The following is a 21,937-nucleotide window of genomic DNA, read 5'->3' as shown; positions in this document are numbered from 1 at the left end:
GAGTAAGGTAACCCGGCAAGGTAGTAGCGTTTCTGTCTCTGTCTACGGGATATTGGGTCTCTCGCCTCATACGGAGCCGGCGAGGATTATCCCTTCAGCCGAAACACGATGTGCACGGGGGGTGAGTTCAAGTCTGCAAAACTGATCGCTACAACAACGATGGCGTTGTCCGGCTGTATAGCTATGGCTGGGTTGGTAAGGAGCCACTTTTTGTGAAAATGTGACAAGCCTCCATTCCCGAAGCTGAGATCCAAAGTTCCATTTGGCAGGTAGCGGCCGAAAACCAATTTCGTGCCCGTATCTAGAATGTGTACAGTTTCGCCACAGGCGACGATATGCCCGCGCTGATCAATTGCGCAGTCCCGCCATCTGAAGTCTGGCTCTATGGGTTGGAGGATGGGCTCGCCATTATTGAAGTCCGTATCCTTTGCGCCGTCCTTGTCGATGCTTGTCAGCATGCCACCTGGAGGGCCATCGGGTACGTTGTAACCGGCACCGAGAAGTTTGGAGTTGCCGTGAATAGCCGTGGCGTATATGACGCCTGGGCCTACGGAACCCAGGAGGAAACCGCCTGAGCCAAAACTCGTGTCGAGGCGACCGTCCAAATGCAAGCGAGCCCAAGCCGGAACACCGTCCAGGGAACCCGCCAGATATAGGCGCTCATTGGTTACCAATAACTTCGCTAGCACCGTTTCAATTTTTGCGGGCGATTCAATTACGACAGCCCCGCCATTGCCAAAATCCATTGCGAGGTTTCCACTCTCATCAAGACACATGAGCAGTGTAAGACCTAGTGCGGAATTTGGCCTGATCGCTCTGCCCGCAATATAGATGCGGCTGTCGTGCACGCATAATGATATTTCGTCTAACGTGGGTTTCAAATAGCTGGGGGCGCCATCTTTTGAGGTTGTTATGCGATTAGCCAGTCCCAGCTGCAACTGATCGAATTTAAAAGATAGAACGGAGTGGCCTTTATGGCCGAATGAAGAGTCAAGCTCACCATTTGGAAGGTGGCGGGACAGGCCGAATTGCATTTTATTGCTGTCGCGATCAATCAATACCGCCCCGAGTGTCAGGATCTTTCCGTCCGGCGATACGAAAATGCGGAAGGCCTCGCTTGGGAAATTTGAAGCGTAAGCGCCTTGAATAATATTGCTGTTGTTGTAGAACGAGCCGGGTGTGCCGTCAGGGGTGAAAACCGATATGCAATAGTCAAGGTCGAAGCCACTGTCGCCTTCCTCCAATATTTTTTTTGTCGCTCCGGCTATATAAATATTGTTGTTGGGGCCGATCGCCACATTATTGGCGGAGACCCCTCGAAGTTCGAGAAGATTTCCGCCATTGAACTCGGGGTCAAGTTCTCCTGCGCGAGGCGTTGTCCCATGGTTGGCGTCGATAGTCATCGTTGTCATGGTTATTAAGTCCCAACAGAAAAGTGAAGAGCAGCTGCCATTGGTTTTCGCGAGCCGCTCTGGTCGGTGTTAGATGAGGGAGCGTAGCATTCATCGCGGCTGCCGTTATTTGACGAGATAATAGAAATGTTTGTAATTGTGTCGATGTTATTTTGTCGTGGCTTTCAATGTAGGACTTTCGTGAAGTGGCGGTCGCTAGCCTATAAACAATATGTTCGTTTAAATGTTCGGTTGATGTCGTGGAATGTGTGAGAGGCGTTTATATTTGTATGGGCGTTGCATGTATTTAATTGCGTGGTTGGGTCGCCGCTTATAAACATTAAGCTTATGGGTGATTATTGACGCGCCGTTGCCATTTTGATCCGCTCGCAGAACTCTGGATAAAACCCATGGCCGCTCGGACCCCGGCAATAATCCTGGGCCTGGGTCAAGGCCTCGCGGCTGAATGTCATGCTGCGTGGCGTGCTGGCAAAGTCGACGTAGCCGCCCTGTTGCGTCTTGATGGCCTCGAAGCCTGGCATGTCGTAGGCCAGTTCCACGTCATCATCGACGAGCATCCGTGCCTTGACCGTGATTTGCGTGTATTCCTTGCCACCGGGCGCGCCGTTGAGAGCGGCCAGGCCATGGCCCACCACCCGCAGCATGCGATCGACCCACGGGTCAGACGCTTCCGTGGCCGATTCTGGGCGGTAGAGCAGGGTCAGTGACTGTTGGCCGCGAATCACTTCGGTGAGGGCGGGGTCGGTTCGCTTGATGCGATGCTCAATGGTCAGCCAGGTTTTTTCCGCCTCGCTGAGATTGTCGGCGAGTTCCGGATTCAAGGGGCCACGCTGGCATTCGGTGACGCCGAAGGCGATGAGCATGCCTGTCAGGATAACCGCGAGGGCGCCGCCACTGATTTGTACGTTCATGAACATGCTCTGCTGGAGGATTTGGCACTTTACGGTAACCGTGACGTTGATGGCAGGGGCCCCACGCGACGCGGGGGCTCGTTGAACAAACCCCTGCCACTCCAGTCCAACGCTGCACTATGAGCCGTCCAACTGCCGGGCGGCTTTTTCATGGCAAGAGGAAATGTCTGGATGAAGGTTTTTTGCGGTTTTGCACTGTCTTGCCTGTTGTCAGTGGCAGCCAGCCCGGCCTTCGCGCAGTTCAGCCTCGGTGACGCGGCCAACGTGTTGTCGGCCCTCCAGGGCGATCAGCAGGAGGGCGCCGTGGCCGCTGCGCCGGAAGCTGCCGGGCTGCTCAATTCCCTGGGCTCGGAGCTCCATATCACCCCGGAGCAAGCCATTGGCGGTGCCGGCGCGATGCTGGGGCTGGCAAGGAACCGCCTCAGCGAGCCGCAGTTCTCCGAACTGAGCAAAAGCGTGCCGGGGCTGGATCAGATCGCCGGCAACAGCGCCATCGGCGGGCTCAACGGATTGGGTGGCTTGCTGGGCGACGCGTCGGGCAAAAATGCCTTGCTCGATGGGCTGCTGGGCAACGTCAAGGACACCGACGACCTGAACAGCGCCTTCGGCGCGCTGGGCATGGACAGCGGCATGATTGGCCAATTCGCGCCGATTATCTTGCAGTACCTCGGTCAGCAGGGCGTGGCCAGTTCATTGCTGCAAAACCTGGGTGGCATCTGGGGAAGCGGTGCCGGGATCTGATCACTCGGACTCTTTGCGCAACGTGGCGATGCGCTGGTCCTTCTCGGCCCAGAGCTGGTTGACCCAGTCCTGGACATGCTGGCGAAACACCGGATCGTTTTCATAGTCGCCCTGCCATAGCGTCGGGTCTAGTTCGCGGGTCTGGATGTCGATGATGACCCTGGGCACGGCGCCGCTGATCAAATCCCAGAAGCCGGGGATCCGTTCCTGCGGATAGACCACCGTGACGTCGAGCACCGCGTCCAATTGCTCGCCCATCGCCGCCAGCACGAACGCCACGCCACCGGCCTTGGGCTTGAGCAGGTGAGTGAAGGGCGACTGCTGCGCCTGGCTTTTGGCCTGCGTGTAACGGGTGCCTTCGAGATAATTCACCACGGTGACCGGCTGGCGCTTGAACAACTCGCAAGCGGCCTTGGTGATTTCGAGGTCTTTGCCGGCCAACTCCGGGTTCTTCGCCAGGAACGCCTTGGTGTAGCGCTTCATGAAGGGATAATCCAAGGCCCACCAGGCCAGCCCCAGGAAGGGCACCCAGATCAGCTCTTTCTTGAGGAAAAACTTGAAGAATGGCGTGCGTCGGTTGAGTGCCTGGACGAGGGCGGGGATGTCCACCCAGGATTGGTGATTGCTGATCACCAGGTAGGAGGTGTCGCCGCGCAGGCCTTCGCCACCGCGAATGTCCCAGCGAGTGGGGATGCACAGGGCAAAGATCAGTTTGTCGATCTCAGCCCACGTTTCGGCGATCCACATGACCGCCCATGAGGCATAGTCGCGAAAGCGTCCGGGCAGGATCAGCTTGAGCAATGCGAACACCATGAGCGGCCCGAACAGCACCAGGGTGTTGAGCAACAGCAACAGGGTGACGAGACAGCCGGTGAGCAGGCGGCGCATAGATGACTCTTGCAAACGGGTGGGCGGGCCATGATAAGCAGCTTCGAGCGACAGGCCAAATCGGCGTGGACGAAAGTTTCGCTGAATTTACTCTTAGGCATTGCCATTGAAACTAACCGAACGAATTCACCGGCCACGGTCTAAAATCCCACTCCCACAATGGAAGCTTCCTACATGAAATCCGTTCTAGCCCTGCTTTCCCTGGTGGCCTTTCCGGTGTTGGCCGCCGAACCCACGTTGTACGGGCGCTATGAATACATCGCGCTGCCGGAAATGGGCGGCGAAGTGCTCAAGGCGAAAATGGATACGGGTGCGCTGACCGCTTCGCTGTCGGCCAAGGACATCGAAACGTTTACCCGTGACGGCGATGATTGGGTGCGGTTCCGCCTGGCGACCAAAGACGCGAGCAACAAGATCTACGAGCATAAGATCGCCCGCATCAGCAAGATCAAGACCCGTTCCGAAGAGGACGAGGACGACGATGAAAAGATCGCGCCCAGCAAGCGTCCGGTGGTGGAGCTGGAAATGTGCCTGGGTAACGTCAAGCGCACCGTGGAGGTCAACCTGACCGACCGCAGCAGTTTCAACTACCCGCTGCTGATCGGCGCCAAGGCCTTGCGCGAGTTCAAGGCAGCGGTGAACCCGGCGCGGCGGTTTACGGCAGATAAACCGAACTGTTGATTTGCGCGATTGACGCGCCCCGAGGCTTGGGGCACCGTTCCGGCAACTTTCCTGTCGGGCTCGGACGCCATGCCTCATATTCTGATTGTCGAAGACGAAGCCGCCATCGCCGATACGCTGGTATTCGCGCTGCAGGGCGAGGGCTTTGACACCACTTGGCTGAGCCTTGGCGCAGCTGCCCTTGAGCACCAGAAAAATACCCCTGCGGACTTGATCATCCTCGATGTAGGCCTGCCGGATATCAGCGGTTTTGAGACGTGTAAAAATATCAGACGTTTCAGCGACGTTCCGGTCATTTTTCTTACAGCTCGGGATGGCGAGATCGATCGGGTGGTAGGCCTGGAGATTGGCGCCGACGATTATGTGGTCAAGCCCTTCAGTCCGCGCGAAGTGGCCGCCAGGGTCCGCGCCATCCTCAAGCGAGTGGCGCCGCGACCGATCGCCGAGACAGGCACGGCGTTGTTCCAGGTCGACCATGATCGCGTGCAGATCAGCTACCGCGGCAAACCGCTGAACCTCACTCGCCACGAATTCCGGTTGTTGAACTGTTTGCTTGAGCAGCCCGAACGGGTCTTCAGCCGCGAACAGTTGCTCGATGCCCTCGGCGTAGCCAGCGACGCCGGTTACGAGCGCACTGTCGACAGTCACATCAAGAGCCTGCGCGCCAAGTTGCGCCTGGTCCGGGCCGAGGCCGAGCCGATCCAGACCCACCGCGGCCTCGGCTACAGCTACAGCCCGGGGCATAGTTGATGTCCCTGGGTATTCGCATCTTCCTTGCCTATGTGCTGTTTATTGGCTTGGCCGGGTATTTCGTGCTCAACACGGTCATGGAGGAAATCCGCCCCGGTGTGCGCCAGTCCACCGAGGAGACCCTGGTGGATACGGCCAACCTGATGGCCGAGATCCTGCGGGACGATTTCAAGGCCGGGACGCTTAGCCAGAACCGGTGGCCGCAGTTGCTCGAATCCTATGGCGAGCGCCAGCCGGCGGCGACGATCTGGGGCCTGCCGAAAAACCAGGTCAGCCATCGCATCTACGTCACCGATGCCAAAGGGATTGTGGTGCTGGACTCGAGTGGCGTGGCGGTGGGCCAGGATTATTCGCGCTGGAACGACGTCTACCTGACCCTGCGCGGCCACTACGGCGCCCGCTCGACCCGCAGCGATCCAGACGACCCGGCCTCTTCGGTGATGCACGTCGGGGCGCCGATCCGCGACAACGGACGAATCATCGGCGTGGTGACGGTGGCCAAGCCCAACAGCTCGTTGCAGCCTTACATCGACCGCACGGAGCGGCGTTTGCTCGCCTACGGAGCCGGTCTGATCGGGCTGGGCCTGTTATTGGGCGCGCTGCTTTCATGGTGGCTGAGCGCGGCATTGCGGCGCTTGACGGCTTATGCCCAGGCGGTCAGCCAGGGCCGTCGGGTGGAAGTGCCTCATTATCGCGGTGGCGAATTCGAGCAATTAGCGGGTGCGGTGGAGCACATGCGCACCCAGCTTGAGGGCAAGGCGTACGTCGAGCGTTATGTGCACACCCTGACCCATGAGCTCAAAAGTCCGCTGGCCGCGATCCGCGGCGCCGCCGAGCTGCTGCAGAGCGACATGCCCACCGCCCAGCGCCAGCGTTTCGTCAGCAACATCGACAGCGAAAGCGTGCGGATGCAGCAGTTGATCGAGCGTTTGCTCAACCTGGCGCAAGTCGAGCAGCGCCAAGGCCTGGAAGACGTAGTGACGGTGCCGGTGGTGGCGATGATGGAAGAGCTGCTGGAGGCACGCGGCGGCTGGATCGAACATCGTCAGTTGCGGATCGAGCGGCACATGGCGCCTGACCTGACGCTGACGGGAGAGGCGTTCTTGCTGCGCCAGGCGTTGGGCAACCTGTTGGAAAACGCCTTGGACTTCACGCCCGCCGGAGGATTGCTGCGCATCAGCGCCGAGCGCCTCGGCAACCTCGTCGAAATCCGCCTGTTCAACCAGGCCGAGCCGATTCCCGACTATGCCTTGCCGCGCCTGAGCGAGCGCTTTTACTCACTGCCGCGCCCAGGCACCGGACGCAAGAGCACCGGCCTTGGGCTGAACTTCGTCGAGGAAGTGGTGCAGTTGCATGGCGGGGCGTTCAGCATCGGCAATGTCGAAGGTGGCGTGGAAGTGGTGCTGCGGTTGCCTTGAGACCGAGGCGCGGCCTTCGCGAGCAAGCCCGTTCCCACAGGTCAGCACAAGTGTGCAAGCGGGATTGCTCGCGAAGGGCCGCCATCTCCACACAATCTCCACATTCCGCCCATAAACCTCCCACACAGCCACGCCAGACTCTTCCCCATTCGAACAGGGAGAGCCTCACATGAACCGCAGTCTCGCTATAAAACTGGGCATGATTGCCCTCTTGATCCTCTTGCTGATGATCCCGCTGTTGATGATCAGCGGCCTTATCGATGAACGCCAGGAACTGCGCGACGGGGTGCTGCAGGACATTGCCCGCAGCTCCAGCCACAGCCAGCAACTGATCGGGCCGATGATCGTCGTGCCGTTTCGCAAGGACGTGAAGGTCTGGAATACCAACGAAAAGACGGGCGTGCGTTTCCTGGAAACCGTCGAACGAAGTGGCGAGTTGTACTTCTTGCCGGAGCAATTCGAACTCGACGGCCAGGTCCGCACCGAAACCCGCGCCCGAGGGATCTACGAAGCGCGCTTGTTCCACGCCGACAATCGAATCGACGGGCGCTTCAAGGTGCCGGAGCGCTACGGCGTCGCGGCGAAGGACTTTGCCGACTATCGCTTTGACGAGCCGTACCTGAGCGTCGGCATCAGCGACATTCGCGGCATCGAGAATGCGTTGACCCTGACGCTGAACCAGCAGACCGTCGATTTTCTTCCCGGCTCACGGCTTGGCTGGCTGGGGCAGGGCGTACATGTGCCGCTGCCGATGATCACTGCCCAAGGCAGCCCGGAACTGACCTTCGGTTTCGACCTGCGCCTGCAAGGCACCGGTGAGCTGCAGATCCTGCCGGTGGGCAAGTCCACCAAGGTGCACTTGTCCGCCGACTGGCCGCACCCCAGCTTCATCGGCAACTACCTGCCGGTCGATCGCGAAATCAATGAACAGGGCTTCAGTGCCGATTGGCAGACCTCGTTTTTCTCCACCAACCTCTTGGAAACGCTGCAAGCGTGCGAGCCCAGGGATGGCTGCGAAGCGTTCCGCAGTCGTGCATTCGGCGTAAGTTTTGTCGATCCGGTGGACCAATACCTCAAGAGCGATCGGGCGATCAAATATGCGCTGCTGTTCATCGCGCTGACCTTCGCCGGGTTCTTCCTCTTCGAAGTGCTCAAGAGCCTGGCGGTGCACCCGGTCCAATACGCACTGGTGGGCGTGGCCCTGGCCTTCTTCTACTTGCTGCTGTTGTCGTTGTCGGAACACATCGGCTTCACCCTGGCGTACCTGGCGTCGGCCGGTGCCTGCGTGGTGTTGATCGGTTTTTATGTCTGCCACGTGCTGCGCAGCGTCAGCCACGGCCTGGGGTTTTCAGCCGGGTTGGCGGGGTTGTACGGCTTGCTCTATGGCCTGCTGAGTGCTGAAGACTATGCGCTGTTGATGGGCTCGCTGTTGCTGTTCGGCCTGCTCGGCGTGTTCATGGTGCTGACCCGCAAGCTGGACTGGTACGGGGTGGGCGCGAAGCCTGCGGCGGCGATGAGCTTTGATCTGGGAGAGGTGAAATGAGTCGGTTGTTGGGGTTGCGGGAGGACCAGCGTGAAGGGGAGCGGTTGGTGGCGCTGATTGCTGGGTTGTTTGCTTCGAAACCGAGCTGGCCCATTCGTCGGACGCCGTCCGGAGCAAGTCCGCTCCTACAGGTATTGCGCAGTGATTGTAGAAGCGGGCTTGCTCGCGAAGAGGTCGGTGCAGCCAATACAGAACTAAACCCTGGGCACCGTCTCGACCATTGAAGGCCGCAAGCTCACCTCGGCAAACCACTTCGCCAATTGGGGATTGGCCTTGCGCCATTCCAGGTCGGGATGGCGCAGGTCCAGGTAACCCAGGGCGCAGGCGACGCTGATGGAGGCGACGTCGAAATGGCTGGCCAGTTCGGCAATCGCCTCGGCTTCGAGCATGCCCACGGCGCGACGAATCTTGTCCCGTTGCGCATCGAGCCATTCGGCCCAGTGTTTTTCCGCAGGACGTAGCGCGGTCTCATAGCGGATCATCACCGCCGCGTCCATGATCCCGTCGGCGAGCGAGGCCAGGGTCAAGCGCCGCCAGCGAGCCGCGCCCTCACGTGGGATCAGCGGATTGCCGACGTGCTGGTGATCGAGGTAGTCGAGGATGACGCGGCTGTCATGGATCACCGTCCCGTTGGCCAGCCGCAGGGCCGGGATCTTGCTCAAGGGGTTGTCATCGATCAGCGCCCGGTCCGGCTTGACCGGCGTAAGTTGACTCAGTTGCAGCGCCACGCGGTCCTGCTGGCCGGTTTCGTGCAGCAGCACCAGGACCTTGCGGACGAAAGGCGAAGCAGGGTTATGGAACAGGGTCATGCTGGGTGTGGACATGCGGGGCATCCTCGATTGGGCGGGCAGGGCTTAGACTAGTCAGTTGCGGGACGGCTGGCGAGTGCTCGGTTGAGTGGTGAACCCTAGCGTGGCTGGGGCTATCCTCGCTTGACCAAGCCCCAGGTCCCCAGCACCGTCGGGATTCCCAATCCAACCCAACTCACCGCATCCCACGCGCCATCGCCCAACAACGCCGAAAACAGCCCCGCCGCGCTCAACGCGCCAATGACCACGGGAATACCAAACACCTTCCAGAAACTCGACTGCCGAGGCCTCACGGAGCGACCTCCGCGCCGACGGTTGCGCGCTTGGCGGCCTTACGCCGAACGACCCACAGATAAACACCACTGCCCAGGACGATGATGGTCAGGATGTCCAGGGTCGCCCAGAAAATCTGCATCGGCCGGCCACCGTAATCGCCGAAATGCAAGGGCAGGGACAGGCTCATCATGTCCATGTACCACGGCCGTTCGGCCACGGCGGTAACGTCCAGGGTGCTGGCGTCGATCAGCACCGGTGTCAGCAGATGAGAAGTCAGATGGGTGCTGCCTTTCATGAACACGCTGTAATGGTGTTCGCTGGAGAACAGCGTGCCAGGGAATGCGATGAAGCTTGGTTCCATGCCTGGCGCGACGTCCTTGGCGATGTCCAGCAAGCGGGTTGCCGGCGCCAGTTCGGTCAATGGCGGCGCGTTGCGATAGGGCTCGACCATGGCGCTGAGACTGTCGTTGCGCCATGCGGCGATGATCAGGTCGGCGCAAGCGGCGATCACACCGGTAACGCCGACGGTCAATGCCCACACCAGCGTGACCACGCCGATCAGGTTGTGCAGGTCGAGCCAGCGCAGCCGCGTGGATTTGTCCTGGCGCACCGTGGCGAACTTCAAGCGGCGCATGAATGGCAAGTACAACACCACGCCGGAGACGATGGCGATCACGAACAGGAAACCCATGAACGCCAGCAGCAATTTGCCCGGCAAACCGGCGAACATGTCGACGTGCAGGCGCAGCATGACCATCATGAAACCGCCGTTGGCCGAGGGCATTTCCAGAGCTTCGCCGGTGCGCGCATCGAGCATGAACGTGTGGGAGGAATTGGGTTCGGTGCCCGGCGTCGGCGCCATGATGGTGATGATGCCGTTGGGGTCGTCCTCGTCCCAGCCAAAATACTGGACCACCTCGCCCGGACGATGGGCCTTGGCTTTTTCCACCAGCTGCGCAAGGTCCAGCGGCGGCGTGCCGGCCGGCATTTCCCGCAGCTCTGGCGCATCGCCCAGCAGGTGCTCGATTTCATGATGGAAAATCAACGGCAGCCCGGTGATCGCCAGCATCAGCAGGAACACCGTGCAGATCAGGCTGGTCCAGGTGTGGACGAAGGACCAGCGGCGGATGGTTTTGCTTTTCATGATCGATCCGAATGCGAGAGGGGCACTGGGGCTATATCGCTGTTCATTGGGGATAGCCATTGTGGCGAGGGAGCGTGCTCCCGCTGGATTGCGCAGCGATCCCAAGCTTTTGGGGCTGCAACGCCCGAAGCGTCGGCCCGGCCCAGCGGGAGCAAGCTCCCTCGCCATGGTTTTTCCTTACTTGAACAGCCTTGCCAACTGAGCACCCTCAATAGGTTTGCGCAAATGCTAACCGTTTACCATTTGTAATTCACGCTGGCGACGACGTTGCGTTGGTCGCCGTAGTAGCAATAGAAGCCATCGCAGGTGGACAGGTAGTCCTTGTTGAAGATGTTCTTCGCATCCACGGCCACCGTGACGCCCTTGAGCGTTTTGTTCAGGCGGCCCAGGTCGTAATGGGCCGAGGCGTCGTACACGGTGTAGGAACTGACGTGGCCCCAATCGGTATTGGTGGTGTTGCCATAGGTGTCGCCGACATAGCGCACGCCGGCCCCCACGCCGAACCCGTCCAGGGGGCCGTTGTGCCAGGTGTAGTCGGCCCATGCGGTGGCCTGGTTGCGCGGCACCTGGGCCATGCGCTTGCCTTCTTCGGCGGCGGTGCCTTTGGTGATTTCGCTGTCGGTGTAGGTGTAGGAGCCGACGAGTTTCAGGTTATCGGTGACATTTCCGGACGCTTCCAGCTCCAGGCCGCGGACTTGGACTTCACCGACTTGGCGGGTGACGTTGTTTTCGGTGACGGAGTTGTTTTTCTGGGTCAGGTCGAACACCGCAGCGGTGAGCAAGGTCTTGGTGCCGGGCGGTTGATACTTGATACCGGCTTCGTACTGTTCGCCTTCGGTGGGCTTGAACGCTTCGGTGCTGTTGACGGTTGAACCTGCCGCCGCCTGGAACGACTGGGCGAAGGAGATATACGGCGTCACCCCGTTATCGAACACGTAGCTCAATGCGGCGTTGCCGCTGAATTTTTTGTCGCGCTGGGTGTTGGTCGCGTCGTTCTGGTTGTGGAACACGGTGCCGGTGTGGATCCAGTCCTCACGGCCGCCGAGGGTCAGGCGCCAGTTGTCCAAGGCGATCTGGTCCTGGAAGTACAGGCCGGTCTGGTTGGTCTTCTGGTTGTAGTCGTACATCGTGAAGTACTGGACGTTGGAAAAATCCTGTCCGTAGGTCGGGTTGTTGATGTTGCTGGTCGGCACGCCCGTCGAACCCCAATCCCAGCGCGAGTTGCTGTTGGAGCGCTGGTGATCCAGGCCCAGCAGCAGCGTGTGGCTCAGAACGCCGGTCTGGAAGTCGGCCTGGAAATTGTTATCCACGGCGAACTGGCTGATGTCCTCGTCGATGACGCTGGCGCTGCGCTTGACGTTGCCGTTGGCGTCCACCGATTGATCCGGGCCATCCGGCCAGAATTGGCCGCCGGCGGAGATGCCTTGGGTTTCCAGGTCGCTCTTGGTATAGCGCAGGTTCTGGCGGAACTGCCAGGTGTCGTTCAGACGGTGCTCAAACGCGTAACCGAGTGCGTAGTAGGTGCGGTCGTAGAATTCCCAGTCCGGATCACCCAGGTTCTTGTGATGGGAAATCTTGCCCGCTGGCGAAGACAGCTTGGTGCCTTGCAGCGGCAGGAATTGCCCGGTGATGCCGGTGTCGTCGCGGGTGTATTGCGACAGGAAGGTCAGGCGGGTGTCGTCGTTGATATTCCAGGTCACGCTGGGGGCGATGTTGTAGCGCTTGTCGGGGATGTGATCGACCTGGGCGTTACTGTCGCGCACGGTGCCGCTGAGTCGGTACAGGAACTGGCCTTCGTCATCGACCTTGCCGGTGCTGTCGAAGTTGATCTGCTTGTGTTCGTTGCTGCCTGCCTGCAATTCAACTTCATTGCTGCTTTCAGCCTGTGGACGGCGGCTGACCATGTCGAGCATGCCGCCGGGTGGCGTCTGGCCGTAGACCGAGGAGGCCGGGCCGCGAAGCACGGCGATGCGTTCGAGGTTCCAGGGCTCGATTTTCGGCGTGACGTAGTTGCCCTTGGGCAGCGGCAGGCCATCAAGGAATTGAGTGGGTACGAAGCCGCGCACCAGCAGCCAGTCGTTGCGGGAGTCTGAACCGTAGCCGCTGCTCTGCACGCCGGCGGTGTAGCGCAGCGCGTCATTGAGGTTGAGCACCGAGCGGTCTTCCATCTGCTGGCGCGTGACCACCGAGACCGAGCGGGGCAGCTCGACGATCGGCGTATCGGTCTTGGTGCCGGCGGCGGTGCGGGTGACCGCGTAGCCATCGGTCGGCCCCCACGCGGTTTCGCTGACGCCCGCGCCGATCACGCTGGTTTCCGGCAGGACCATCACACCTTCGGGCACGGCCACCAGGCTGTAGGTGCCGGCGCTGCTTTGCTCCAGTTGCAGGCCGGTGCCGCGCAAGGCTTCACGCAACGCACCAGTGGCATCGAATTGGCCTTGGACCGGGGCCGAGGTCTTGCCCGACGCCAGGGACGGATTCAGGCTCAGGGCGAGACCTGCCTGGCTGGCGATCTGGTTCAGGGTGCCGGCCAATGGTGCGGCGGGCAGATCGTAGACGCGAACGGCGGATGCCTGTTCGGCGGCAAGCAACGGACCGCAGGCCAACGGAGTAGCCAGGGCAATGGCAACGGCCAACAGGCTGGGGCGCAACAGGGTCTCAAGCGGGCGGGACATACGGCGGCTCCTGAATGGAAATATTTCTCAATTGCCTGTGTGCCGGATGAAATCCGAAATGTGATAGGGCTTGATGAAAATAATTTAGATTCAGATTGCGGCCGGTGGCTTTGTGGTGGGGCGAATGGCCCCATCGCAAGCAAGCTCGCAATGAGGCCATCATTGACAACAATATGCTTCAGGGCTTGGCTTCAGCCCGAGGCCCCACCATCACCCACCAGCGCGTGCGATGTTCGACCTGCACCGGCAAGGTCGGCAGAAGGGCGGCCAGTGCCAGGTCGGTGTCGTGCAATGGAAAGCTGCCGGTAATCCGCAAGTCGGCCACTTGGGGCTCGACGCCCAGATAACCACGCCGGTAGCGTCCCAGCTCTCGGACCAGGTCTTCAAGGCGCGCGTTATCCACCACCAGCATGCCGCGGGTCCAGGCATCGGCGCCGGGGTTCAAGGCCAAGGTCGGCCCGAGTCCATCCCGGCGCATCAGCACTTGCTGGCCTTCCCGCAGGATCTGTTCTTCATCGCTGCGCTGCGGATGCGCCGCCACTGCGGATTTCAATACGCTCAAGCGTGTGCCCTGATCTTCTAGCTTGACCAGGAAACGCGTGCCCAAGGCGCGCATGCTGCCTTCGCGCGTCTCGACGATAAAAGGGCGCGGATCGTTGTGGCCGGTTTCCACCAGGATCTCGCCTTCCTGCAGGACGATACGCCGCTGCTTGTCGTCGAAACGCACGTCCAGCGCGCTGTGGGTGTTGAGGTTGATCAAAGTCCCGTCCGCCAGGCGCAACGTGCGCTGTTCGCCCGTGGCGGTGCGCTGGTCGGCCAGCCAATAATCCAGCGGCAGGTAACGATCGCCAGCGAACAGCGCCAGGCCGATGACCGCGACGATACTGGCCAGGCCGCTGCCGACCTTGCGCACCCGTCGACGAATGCTGGCCTTTGATTGCAGCAACGCGGCCCGGGCAGGTCCGCTGGCGATGCTGAAGCGCTGGTCGAGCATGCCCAGTTGTTGCCAGGCGCGGGCGTGTTCCTCATCGGCGGCGTGCCATTGGGCGAAGGCTTCGCGCTCGTGAGGACCGCCGCAGCCAGAGTCCAGGGACAGTTGCCAGGCGATGGCCGCGTCCAGGACGCGGGCCGAGACCGGTTTGCCAAGCGCCGCACTCATGTCGGTTCACCATAAAGCGCGATGTAGCATTGCCGCATGCCTTGGGCCAGGTATTGCCGTACCCGCGGGACTGAAACCCCCAGGCGCTCGGCGATTTCAGCGTGGCCGAGGCCGTCGAGGCGGTTATAGAGGAAGGCTGCCCGGGCCTTGCTGGACAACTTTCCAAGCAGGCGATCGATGTTCTTCAGGTCTTCGAGAATCAGTTGTTGCGCTTCCACCGACGGCTGTTCGTCTGCAGGGACCAGCATCAGCTCGGTGAGGTAGGCCTGCTCCAAGGCGGCCCGACGGAAGTAATCGAACAACAGCCCCTTGGCGATCGCCACCAGGAACGCCCGGGGCTCGCGGGGCGCCTTTAACTCCTCGCGACCCAGCAGCCGCACGAAAGTGTCCTGGCTAAGGTCCTCGGCCCGTTGCGCACAGGCCACGTTGCGCCGTAGCCATGCCAATAGCCAGCCGCGATGGTCACGGTACAACGCACCAACCAGGTCACTGTGGGGACTGGGGACTGACGACACGAAGCATCACCGATGTTTTAAGTAACGAGAATTGTTCGCGATTGTGGCAGAGGCGGGGGAAGGAAAGCAATTGGCGCTGGTCGGGGACCAGTAACTCAATACTTCCGAGGGAGCGAGCCCCGAGTGCTCGGGGCTTGGATTAAAGCGAAGGCGCCTGCTGCCGCCGTTTCCAATGCCCGAGGCGTTGTTGCAAATCCAGCGGACTGTGGATGTCCTTCTGGCGGGCGCGGCTGAACAGGATCAGCGCCAGTTCCGCGGTGGCCAGGGCGTCGGCGCTGGCGTTGTGGCGGTCGAAGACTTGCAACTTGAACCAGTCGATCCAGTCGTCCAGGCCCGCCTGGCGGATATGGGCCTGGGGGCAAAGCATCGGAGCGAGGTCGGCTACGTCGAGGAAGGGATGCTGCAAGCGATAGCCCAGGTATTCCTTCAATGCTCGTCCGAGCATTTGGCTGTCGAAAGGCGCATGGAACGCCAGCAGCGGGCTGTCGCCGACAAATTCCATGAACGCCAACAGGGCCTCGGCCGGGTCGCTGCCGGCGGCGATGGCGCTTGGCGCCAGGCCATGGATCAACACGCTCGGCCCGAGCTTTTGCTTGTCGCATTGCAAGGTCCGCTCGAACTGCTGACTGAAGTCGATGGCGCCGTCTTCTATGACCACTGCACCGATGGACAACACTTGGTCTTTGTTCAGGTTCAGGCCGGTGGTTTCCAGGTCGACCACGACCCAACGCTGTTCCCGCAGGCTGCATTCAGTCAGTTGGGCCGCTACGGGCAGGGCTTCCAGGCGTTGTTGCAAAGCCTCGGGCAACGTCGGCTGGATCGGGCGCAGCCAGGAAAACAGGCTCACAGTTGATACCTCAACGTCAGGCTGCTTTGCAGGCGTTGGGCCTGGCGCAGGGACTCGCGCAGGATCCGCCGGTCGAGGTGGTTGAGGCTGTCCGGGTCGACTCGGTTGGAGTAAGGCAGGTTTTCCCGGGTCTGCAACTGATGTTGTTGCATCCGGGTCTGCTGGATGAAGTGATAGGCCTCTTCATAAGCCGCGCCATCCAGCGGTTCGATGACTTCCTTGACAACCAGTTGTCGCAGGCGTTCGAGGGTGTTGTTGGCTTCGATGCCATTGGCCAGGGCCAACAAACGCGCCCCGTCCACGAAAGGCGTCAGCCCTTGGACTTTCAGGTCGAGCGTGGCTTTTTCGCCGTTCTTGCGGCTGAGCACGAAATCCCTGAAACGCCCAACGGGCGGGCGATGGCGAAGGGCGTTCTCGGCCATCATGCGCTGGAACAAGCGATTGTCGGCCACTTGATCGAGAATCTGTTGGCGCAGTTGCTCGCAGCCTTGCTCGTCCCCCCAGACCACCCGAAGGTCGAAATAGATGCTTGAGCCCAGCAGGTTTTCCGGCGTCGCCTCGCGGATGAAGGCCGCAAAGCGCCGCGCCCATTCGGCACGGGACAGGCACAGTTCGGGGTTGCCGGCCATGATGTTGCCTTTGCACAACGTGAAGCCGCACAGGGCCAGGCTCTGGTTGATCTGTTGGGCGATGGGCAGCAGCAGGCCTCGGATCTGTGCAGCGTGGGCGGCGTCCCGGGCTTCGAACAGGATGCCGTTGTCCTGGTCGGTGTGCAGGGTCTGCTCGCGGCGGCCTTCGCTGCCGAAACACAGCCAACTGAACGGCACGCCCGGGTCTCCCTTGTCGGCCAGGGTCAGTTCGATGACACGGCAGACGGTGTGGTCGTTGAGCAGGGTGATGATATGGGTGATCTGGGTCGACGACGCGCCGTGGGCCAGCATGCGCTCCACCAATTGGCCGATTTCCCCGCGCAGGGTGACCAGGTTTTCCACCCGTGGCGCATTGCGAATTGTCCGCGCCAGGTGCACCAGGTCCACGCGTTGCAGGGAAAACAGATCCCGCTCCGAGACAACACCACACAGGCGATGCTCCTTGACCAGGCAGACATGGGCGATGTGGCGCTCGGTCATGGCAATGGCGGCATCGAAGGCGCTGTGGTCCGGCGAAAGGAAAAACGGCGCCTGGGTCATGTGCATCGCAATTGGCTCGGAAAAATCCCCAGTACCATCGGCCACGACGTGCCGCAGGTCGCGCAGGGTGAAAATCCCTAACGGCGCTTTCTGCTCATTCACCACCACGATGCTGCCGACCTGTTGCTCGTGCATCAGCTTGACGGCTTCGCGCAACGGCGTTTCAGGGGAGCAACTGACCGGATGACGCATCGCCAGTTCGCCCAGGCGGGTGTTGAGCGAATACTGCGTACCCAACGTCTGGGCGGATTTCTGCTGCACTTGCTGGTTGACCTGGTCGAGCAGGCTGCTGACGCCGCGCAAGGCAAAGTCGCGAAACGGCCCGGACAAGGCAAACAGCTTGATGAACGCCACTTTGTTCAATTGCAGGCAGAACGTATCTTCACCGGCCCGGTGCTCCGTGCGGGTAGCTCGCTCCCCCAGCAGGGCGGCGAGGGGAAAGCATTCGCCGGTGGTGATTTCAAAGGTGGTCTCGGTGCCGCCCTTCGCCGAATGGGGGCGCTCGCCCACCACGCGGCCCTGCTTGACGATATAGAAGTGCTCTACCGGGCCGTCGGCCGGCTTGATGATCGTTTCACCCGGCCCATAGAAGCGCAGCAGGCATTGCTCCACCAGATAGGCCAGGTGGGCGTTTTCCATTTGGTTGAACGGGGGGAAGCGCTGGAGGAATTGCAACGTCCCCTGGATGTTCTGCAACACCGCGGTTTTCCCTGCCTGGATGAAGGCGTCCGCTTTTTTCATAACCATTGCGCAATCTTTTTCGAATTGTTGTGGTCGGATCTCTTCGCCATGGTCGGCCTCTGAACGTGGAGTGCCCATTGGACGTAAGTCTAGGTCGGCGCAACAAGGCCGGAACTACAGAAATATCCTACGCCTAGCCTCGGAAAATTCTTCTTGGAAGGCCCTTGGAAAAAAATCCGACGAAGTGCACATTGAAGCGCCGCAGAACGATGTCTGACCACTGTGCCAGGGGATCGATTCAAGAACTTTAGAGAGCATCATGTCCGACCACGATATTTTGAGTGACGCCGAGCGCGAGGCGCTGAGTGCCGTCATGCTGGAACCTGACCTGCCGCCGCAGCGCGTCCTGATCGTCGACGATGACAAGGACGCTCGTGAGCTGTTGTCGGAAATCCTGGCATTGGACGGGATTCACTGCATGACCGCCGCCAGTGGCGAAACGGCGCTCAAGATGCTGGAAACCAAGCCGTCGATCGGCCTACTGATTACCGATTTGCGCATGGGGCATGTCGATGGCCTGGAGCTGGTTCGCCTGGTGCGTGAGTCCGAGCGTGCCGCGCTGCCGATCATCATCGTATCGGGTGACGCCGACGTGAAGGACGCCATCGAAGCCATGCACCTGAGCGTAGTGGATTTCCTGCTCAAGCCGATCGATACCGATAAGCTGCTGGGGTTGGTCAAGCATGAGTTGGGGATGGACCTTTAGGCCGCTTTTTGCTCCTGCTCGACTGCTCAGCAGTCGCAAGTCCGCTGGTGAGGTTTCGAAATAGCGGAAAGAAGGGCTGCTGCGCACCCCAGCGGGAGCAAGCTCCCAAGCCACAAAAGCAGTCGGATATTGCAAATGAAAAAGCCCTGGTCTTTCGACCAGGGCTTTTTTCGTGGTGCTGTCTACCGCTCAATCACAACCCATTGGCTGCCTTGAACTCGCGACGGCGGCGGTGCAGTACTGGCTCGGTGTAGCCGTTCGGCTGCTTCGTGCCTTCGATCACCAGTTCGACCGCCGCCTGGAAGGCGATGTTGCTGTCGAAGTCCGGTGCCAGAGGGCGGTACAGCGGGTCGCTGGCGTTCTGGCGATCCACCACCGGTGCCATGCGCTTGAGGCTTTCCATCACCTGCTCCTGGGTGACGATGCCGTGGCGCAGCCAGTTGGCGATGTGCTGGCTGGAGATACGCAGCGTCGCACGGTCTTCCATCAAGCCGATGTCGTTGATGTCCGGAACCTTGGAGCAGCCGACGCCCTGGTCGATCCAGCGCACCACGTAGCCGAGAATGCCCTGGGCGTTGTTGTCCAGTTCGTTCTTGATTTGCTCCGGCGTCCAGTTTGGGTTGACCGCCAGAGGGATGCTCAGGATGTCGTCCACCGACGCGCGGGCGCGCTTGGCCAGTTCGGCTTGGCGGGCGAACACATCGACCTTGTGGTAATGCAGCGCGTGCAGCGCCGCGGCAGTCGGTGACGGCACCCAGGCGGTGTTGGCGCCGGCCATCGGGTGAGCGATCTTCTGCTCCAGCATCGCCGCCATCAGGTCCGGCATCGCCCACATGCCCTTGCCGATTTGCGCGCGGCCTTGCAGGCCTGTGCTCAGGCCGATGTCGACGTTCCAGTTTTCATACGCGCCGATCCACTTCTCGGCTTTCATGTCCGCCTTGCGCACCATCGGGCCGGCTTCCATGGACGTGTGGATCTCGTCACCGGTACGGTCGAGGAAGCCTGTGTTGATGAACACCACGCGCTCGCTGGCGGCCTTGATGCAGGCCTTGAGGTTGACCGTGGTGCGGCGCTCCTCGTCCATGATCCCGACCTTGAGGGTGTTGCGCGGCAGGTTCAGCACGTCTTCGACGCGACCGAACAGCTCGTTGGTGAACGCGGCTTCTTCCGGGCCGTGCATCTTCGGCTTGACGATGTACACCGAGCCGGTGCGGCTGTTGCGACGGCTGGTGTTGCCGTTGAGGCTGTGGATCGCCGCGAGGCTGGTAATCAGGCCGTCGAGAATGCCTTCCGGCACCTCGTTGCCGTCCTTGTCCAGGATCGCATCGATGGTCATCAGGTGGCCAACGTTACGCACGAACAGCAGTGAGCGGCCGTGCAGGGTCACGCTCGAACCGTCGACGGCGGTGTAGACGCGGTCAGGATTCATGGTGCGGGTGAATGTCTGGCCGCCCTTGGCGACTTTTTCAGCCAGGTCGCCTTTCATCAGGCCGAGCCAGTTGCGGTAGATCACCACTTTGTCATCGGCATCGACGGCGGCGACCGAGTCTTCGCAGTCCATGATGGTGGTCAGCGCGGCTTCCATCAGGATGTCTTTGACACCGGCGGCGTCGGTCTGGCCGACCGGGGTGCTGGCATCGATCTGGATTTCGAAGTGCAGGCCGTTGTGTTTCAACAGTACGGTGGTCGGTGCCGAGGCATCGCCCTGGAAGCCGATCAACTGGGCATCGTCACGCAGGCCGCTGTTGCTGCCGCCCTTGAGGGTGACCACCAGCTTGCCGTCGACGATTTTGTAGGCCGTGGAGTCCACGTGGGAGCCGGCCGCCAGCGGCGCGGCTTCGTCGAGGAAGGCGCGGGCGAAGGCGATGACCTTGTCGCCACGGACCTTGTTGTAGCCTTTGCCTTTTTCCGCGCCGTCGGCTTCGCTGATGGCATCGGTGCCGTACAACGCGTCGTACAACGAACCCCAGCGGGCATTGGAGGCGTTGAGGGCGAAGCGGGCGTTCATCACCGGCACCACCAGTTGCGGGCCGGCCATGCGGGCGATTTCGTCATCGACGTTTTGGGTCGTGGCCTGGAAGTCCGCCGCTTCTGGCAGCAGGTATCCAATGTCTTGCAGGAAGGCTTTGTAAGCCACGGCATCGTGGGCCTGGCCGGCACGGGCCTGGTGCCAGGCGTCGATCCGTGCCTGGAAGTCGTCGCGTTTGGCGAGTAGGGCTTTGTTCTTCGGCGCCAGGTCATGGATGACCTTGTCGGCACCGGCCCAGAATGCGTCGGCGGTGAGGCCGGTTCCGGGAATGGCTTCGTTATTCACGAAGTCGAACAGGACTTTGGCGACCTGCAGGCCACCGACTTGAACGTGTTCAGTCATTGCTTGCCTCACTCTGCTCAGCTATTTCGCTTTTCAGCTCTTCGATTTTGACAATGAAGCCTCGGGACATTTAAACCACAAACCCCTGGACCAGTACATGCCATCGCTGGCGGCTGGGTGATCAAGCCTTGCTGACGGGGCTTTACAGGGATGCGACCTGCCTGGGCAGACATCGGTAAAACAGCATGCGCTACCGTTATGTAGTGCGCTCTGCGGCATACTACATGATCAGTTGCGCTTGTGAAAATTAGACTAATTGCGTCGTTCCGCGACCGACTAAAGCAGTACAGTCACAGCGCGGAACGGGATGTTCTCAAAAAACAGATGGATTGTTCCAGATAAATCTCAACAACTGTACACATTAACTCGAATGTGGCTCCGCCTCCGTGCCGTGCAGCCTTGCCTATACTGTCTGTTCCATCCATTACAGGGCTGCGTCATGGACCATCTCGTCATCACCATTTTCGCCCCCGATAAACCTGGGCAGGTCGAGCGAATCGCCCAATGCATCGCCGAGCATGGCGGAAACTGGCTGGAGGGCCGCATGTCTCAACTCGCCGGGCAGTTTGCTGGAATCCTGCGTCTCAGCGTTCCGGCCGAGTCCCATGAGGAGTTGATCGAAGCCCTCCAAGGCCTTTCGGCCCAAGGCATTCGTGTGTTGATCGCTGAGAATGCGATCGAAGAGTCCTGCACCTGGAAACCTATCGCCATGGAACTGGTGGGCAATGACCGTCCGGGTATCGTGCGCGATATCACTCGCCTGCTAAGCGAGCAGGGTGTGAACGTCGAGCGCTTGATCACTCACGTCCGACCCGCGCCCATGAGCAGCGAGCAGCTGTTTCATGCCGAGGCGATCCTTGGCGTGCCGTTGACCCTTTCGTTGGACACATTGCAGGAATGCCTGGAAAACCTGGCTGATGAATTGATGGTCGAGTTGAAACTCAGCGACGAGACATGACGCGGGTTATCCAAGGAAAAACTGTGCCTGCCTGTGGATAACCTGTAGAGACCCGTCGCCAGCCCAGGCCGGTCGGGCCTTAGCGGGTCATGGTCAAAAAATCACCAGTTTTCAATGGCTTGTGCACAAACGGCGGGGATCACGCTGTGGATAACCTTGGGAGCGATTGGCGCAGGCCACGCTAGGCGTGGCCTGTAGAGAT

19 protein-coding genes are annotated in these 21,937 nt (G+C 60.6%); 7 read left to right on the top strand and 12 right to left on the bottom strand.

Going from position 1 to position 21,937, the window contains the following annotated elements; genetic code table 11:
• Positions 1-86: 86 nt before the first annotated feature.
• Both VQ575_RS24600 and VQ575_RS24595 read right to left on the bottom strand, forming a co-directional pair.
• Complete coding sequence (locus VQ575_RS24600) at positions 87-1,412, bottom strand: NHL repeat-containing protein (RefSeq protein WP_198724634.1); 1,326 nt, start codon at positions 1,410-1,412, stop codon at positions 87-89.
• A 335-nt stretch (positions 1,413-1,747) separates the two neighbouring features.
• Entirely contained in the window at positions 1,748-2,323 is a 576-nt protein-coding gene (locus tag VQ575_RS24595; RefSeq protein WP_198724636.1) for a hypothetical protein, read from the bottom strand.
• Positions 2,324-2,494: 171 nt separating this feature from the next.
• Between VQ575_RS24595 and VQ575_RS24590 the strand changes: the two genes are divergently transcribed.
• Positions 2,495-3,064, top strand: a complete 570-nt coding sequence (locus tag VQ575_RS24590; RefSeq protein ID WP_325918596.1) for a DUF2780 domain-containing protein — start codon at positions 2,495-2,497, stop codon at positions 3,062-3,064.
• Here VQ575_RS24590 and VQ575_RS24585 read toward each other — a convergent pair whose 3' ends face one another.
• Entirely contained in the window at positions 3,065-3,952 is an 888-nt protein-coding gene (locus tag VQ575_RS24585; protein ID WP_045157148.1) for an acyltransferase, read from the bottom strand.
• 174 nt (positions 3,953-4,126) lie between these two features.
• Between VQ575_RS24585 and rloA2 the strand changes: the two genes are divergently transcribed.
• The 4 genes from rloA2 to creD all read left to right on the top strand — a co-directional run bounded on the left by rloA2 (position 4,127) and on the right by creD (position 8,344).
• The gene (gene rloA2, locus VQ575_RS24580; RefSeq protein WP_039590658.1) at positions 4,127-4,633 is read left to right on the top strand and encodes a retropepsin-like aspartic peptidase RloA2; all 507 of its coding nucleotides are present in this window, start codon (positions 4,127-4,129) and stop codon (positions 4,631-4,633) included.
• A 69-nt stretch (positions 4,634-4,702) separates the two neighbouring features.
• Positions 4,703-5,383: a two-component system response regulator CreB gene (gene creB / locus VQ575_RS24575; protein ID WP_039590659.1), complete on the top strand. Its 681-nt coding sequence runs from the start codon at positions 4,703-4,705 to the stop codon at positions 5,381-5,383.
• Positions 5,383-6,801, top strand: coding sequence for a two-component system sensor histidine kinase CreC (creC, locus tag VQ575_RS24570; RefSeq protein WP_045157147.1), 1,419 nt, complete (start codon positions 5,383-5,385; stop codon positions 6,799-6,801). The genes creB and creC overlap by 1 nt, the downstream gene beginning before the upstream one ends.
• Before the next feature lie 169 nt (positions 6,802-6,970).
• Entirely contained in the window at positions 6,971-8,344 is a 1,374-nt protein-coding gene (gene creD / locus VQ575_RS24565; RefSeq protein WP_045157146.1) for a cell envelope integrity protein CreD, read from the top strand.
• Between the two features lie 194 nt (positions 8,345-8,538).
• On the opposite strand, the gene VQ575_RS24560 is transcribed toward creD, so the two are convergent.
• The 8 genes from VQ575_RS24560 to VQ575_RS24525 all read right to left on the bottom strand — a co-directional run bounded on the left by VQ575_RS24560 (position 8,539) and on the right by VQ575_RS24525 (position 17,706).
• On the bottom strand, positions 8,539-9,168 hold the full coding sequence (locus VQ575_RS24560; RefSeq protein WP_039590662.1) for a glutathione S-transferase: 630 nt from the start codon (positions 9,166-9,168) through the stop codon (positions 8,539-8,541).
• Positions 9,169-9,266: 98 nt separating this feature from the next.
• A complete protein-coding gene (locus VQ575_RS24555; RefSeq protein WP_039590664.1) occupies positions 9,267-9,446 on the bottom strand; it encodes a hypothetical protein in 180 nt (59 codons plus the stop codon).
• Complete coding sequence (locus VQ575_RS24550) at positions 9,443-10,573, bottom strand: PepSY-associated TM helix domain-containing protein (protein ID WP_039590666.1); 1,131 nt, start codon at positions 10,571-10,573, stop codon at positions 9,443-9,445. Before VQ575_RS24550 ends, VQ575_RS24555 begins: the two co-directional genes overlap by 4 nt.
• Positions 10,574-10,809: 236 nt before the next feature.
• Positions 10,810-13,248, bottom strand: coding sequence for a TonB-dependent siderophore receptor (locus tag VQ575_RS24545; RefSeq protein ID WP_325918593.1), 2,439 nt, complete (start codon positions 13,246-13,248; stop codon positions 10,810-10,812).
• A gap of 178 nt (positions 13,249-13,426) precedes the next feature.
• A complete protein-coding gene (locus VQ575_RS24540) occupies positions 13,427-14,407 on the bottom strand; it encodes a FecR family protein (protein WP_325918592.1) in 981 nt (326 codons plus the stop codon).
• Positions 14,404-14,922, bottom strand: a complete 519-nt coding sequence (locus VQ575_RS24535; RefSeq protein ID WP_039590672.1) for an RNA polymerase sigma factor — start codon at positions 14,920-14,922, stop codon at positions 14,404-14,406. Before VQ575_RS24535 ends, VQ575_RS24540 begins: the two co-directional genes overlap by 4 nt.
• A gap of 139 nt (positions 14,923-15,061) precedes the next feature.
• Entirely contained in the window at positions 15,062-15,769 is a 708-nt protein-coding gene (locus VQ575_RS24530) for a 3'-5' exonuclease (RefSeq protein WP_325918590.1), read from the bottom strand.
• Entirely contained in the window at positions 15,766-17,706 is a 1,941-nt protein-coding gene (locus tag VQ575_RS24525) for a putative nucleotidyltransferase substrate binding domain-containing protein (protein WP_039590676.1), read from the bottom strand. The genes VQ575_RS24530 and VQ575_RS24525 overlap by 4 nt, the downstream gene beginning before the upstream one ends.
• Before the next feature lie 253 nt (positions 17,707-17,959).
• Between VQ575_RS24525 and VQ575_RS24520 the strand changes: the two genes are divergently transcribed.
• A complete protein-coding gene (locus VQ575_RS24520) occupies positions 17,960-18,406 on the top strand; it encodes a response regulator (RefSeq protein WP_039590678.1) in 447 nt (148 codons plus the stop codon).
• Between the two features lie 193 nt (positions 18,407-18,599).
• Here VQ575_RS24520 and VQ575_RS24515 read toward each other — a convergent pair whose 3' ends face one another.
• On the bottom strand, positions 18,600-20,777 hold the full coding sequence (locus VQ575_RS24515; protein ID WP_325918589.1) for a malate synthase G: 2,178 nt from the start codon (positions 20,775-20,777) through the stop codon (positions 18,600-18,602).
• 439 nt (positions 20,778-21,216) lie between these two features.
• On the opposite strand from VQ575_RS24515, the gene VQ575_RS24510 reads away from it, so the two are divergent.
• Positions 21,217-21,735: a glycine cleavage system transcriptional repressor gene (locus VQ575_RS24510; protein WP_039590680.1), complete on the top strand. Its 519-nt coding sequence runs from the start codon at positions 21,217-21,219 to the stop codon at positions 21,733-21,735.
• The last annotated feature ends 202 nt before the right edge of the window (positions 21,736-21,937 follow it).

It is taken from the genome of Pseudomonas frederiksbergensis (assembly GCF_035751725.1).
Lineage (GTDB): Bacteria > Pseudomonadota > Gammaproteobacteria > Pseudomonadales > Pseudomonadaceae > Aquipseudomonas > Aquipseudomonas frederiksbergensis_A.
The sequence above is the reverse complement of the archived record's forward strand: the minus strand, read 5'-3'. Positions and strand labels throughout refer to the sequence as shown.

Bases quoted from the DNA above. Each gene is read 5' to 3' on its own strand.
- VQ575_RS24600 (WP_198724634.1), bottom strand. From the start codon at position 1,412: ATGACAACGATGACTATCGACGCCAACCATGGGACAACGCCTCGCGCA.
- VQ575_RS24595 (WP_198724636.1), bottom strand. From the start codon at position 2,323: ATGAACGTACAAATCAGTGGCGGCGCCCTCGCGGTTATCCTGACAGGC.
- VQ575_RS24590 (WP_325918596.1), top strand. From the start codon at position 2,495: ATGAAGGTTTTTTGCGGTTTTGCACTGTCTTGCCTGTTGTCAGTGGCA.
- VQ575_RS24585 (WP_045157148.1), bottom strand. From the start codon at position 3,952: ATGCGCCGCCTGCTCACCGGCTGTCTCGTCACCCTGTTGCTGTTGCTC.
- rloA2 (WP_039590658.1), top strand. From the start codon at position 4,127: ATGAAATCCGTTCTAGCCCTGCTTTCCCTGGTGGCCTTTCCGGTGTTG.
- creB (WP_039590659.1), top strand. From the start codon at position 4,703: ATGCCTCATATTCTGATTGTCGAAGACGAAGCCGCCATCGCCGATACG.
- creC (WP_045157147.1), top strand. From the start codon at position 5,383: ATGTCCCTGGGTATTCGCATCTTCCTTGCCTATGTGCTGTTTATTGGC.
- creD (WP_045157146.1), top strand. From the start codon at position 6,971: ATGAACCGCAGTCTCGCTATAAAACTGGGCATGATTGCCCTCTTGATC.
- VQ575_RS24560 (WP_039590662.1), bottom strand. From the start codon at position 9,168: ATGTCCACACCCAGCATGACCCTGTTCCATAACCCTGCTTCGCCTTTC.
- VQ575_RS24550 (WP_039590666.1), bottom strand. From the start codon at position 10,573: ATGAAAAGCAAAACCATCCGCCGCTGGTCCTTCGTCCACACCTGGACC.
- VQ575_RS24545 (WP_325918593.1), bottom strand. From the start codon at position 13,248: ATGTCCCGCCCGCTTGAGACCCTGTTGCGCCCCAGCCTGTTGGCCGTT.
- VQ575_RS24540 (WP_325918592.1), bottom strand. From the start codon at position 14,407: ATGAGTGCGGCGCTTGGCAAACCGGTCTCGGCCCGCGTCCTGGACGCG.
- VQ575_RS24525 (WP_039590676.1), bottom strand. From the start codon at position 17,706: ATGGTTATGAAAAAAGCGGACGCCTTCATCCAGGCAGGGAAAACCGCG.
- VQ575_RS24520 (WP_039590678.1), top strand. From the start codon at position 17,960: ATGTCCGACCACGATATTTTGAGTGACGCCGAGCGCGAGGCGCTGAGT.
- VQ575_RS24515 (WP_325918589.1), bottom strand. From the start codon at position 20,777: ATGACTGAACACGTTCAAGTCGGTGGCCTGCAGGTCGCCAAAGTCCTG.
- VQ575_RS24510 (WP_039590680.1), top strand. From the start codon at position 21,217: ATGGACCATCTCGTCATCACCATTTTCGCCCCCGATAAACCTGGGCAG.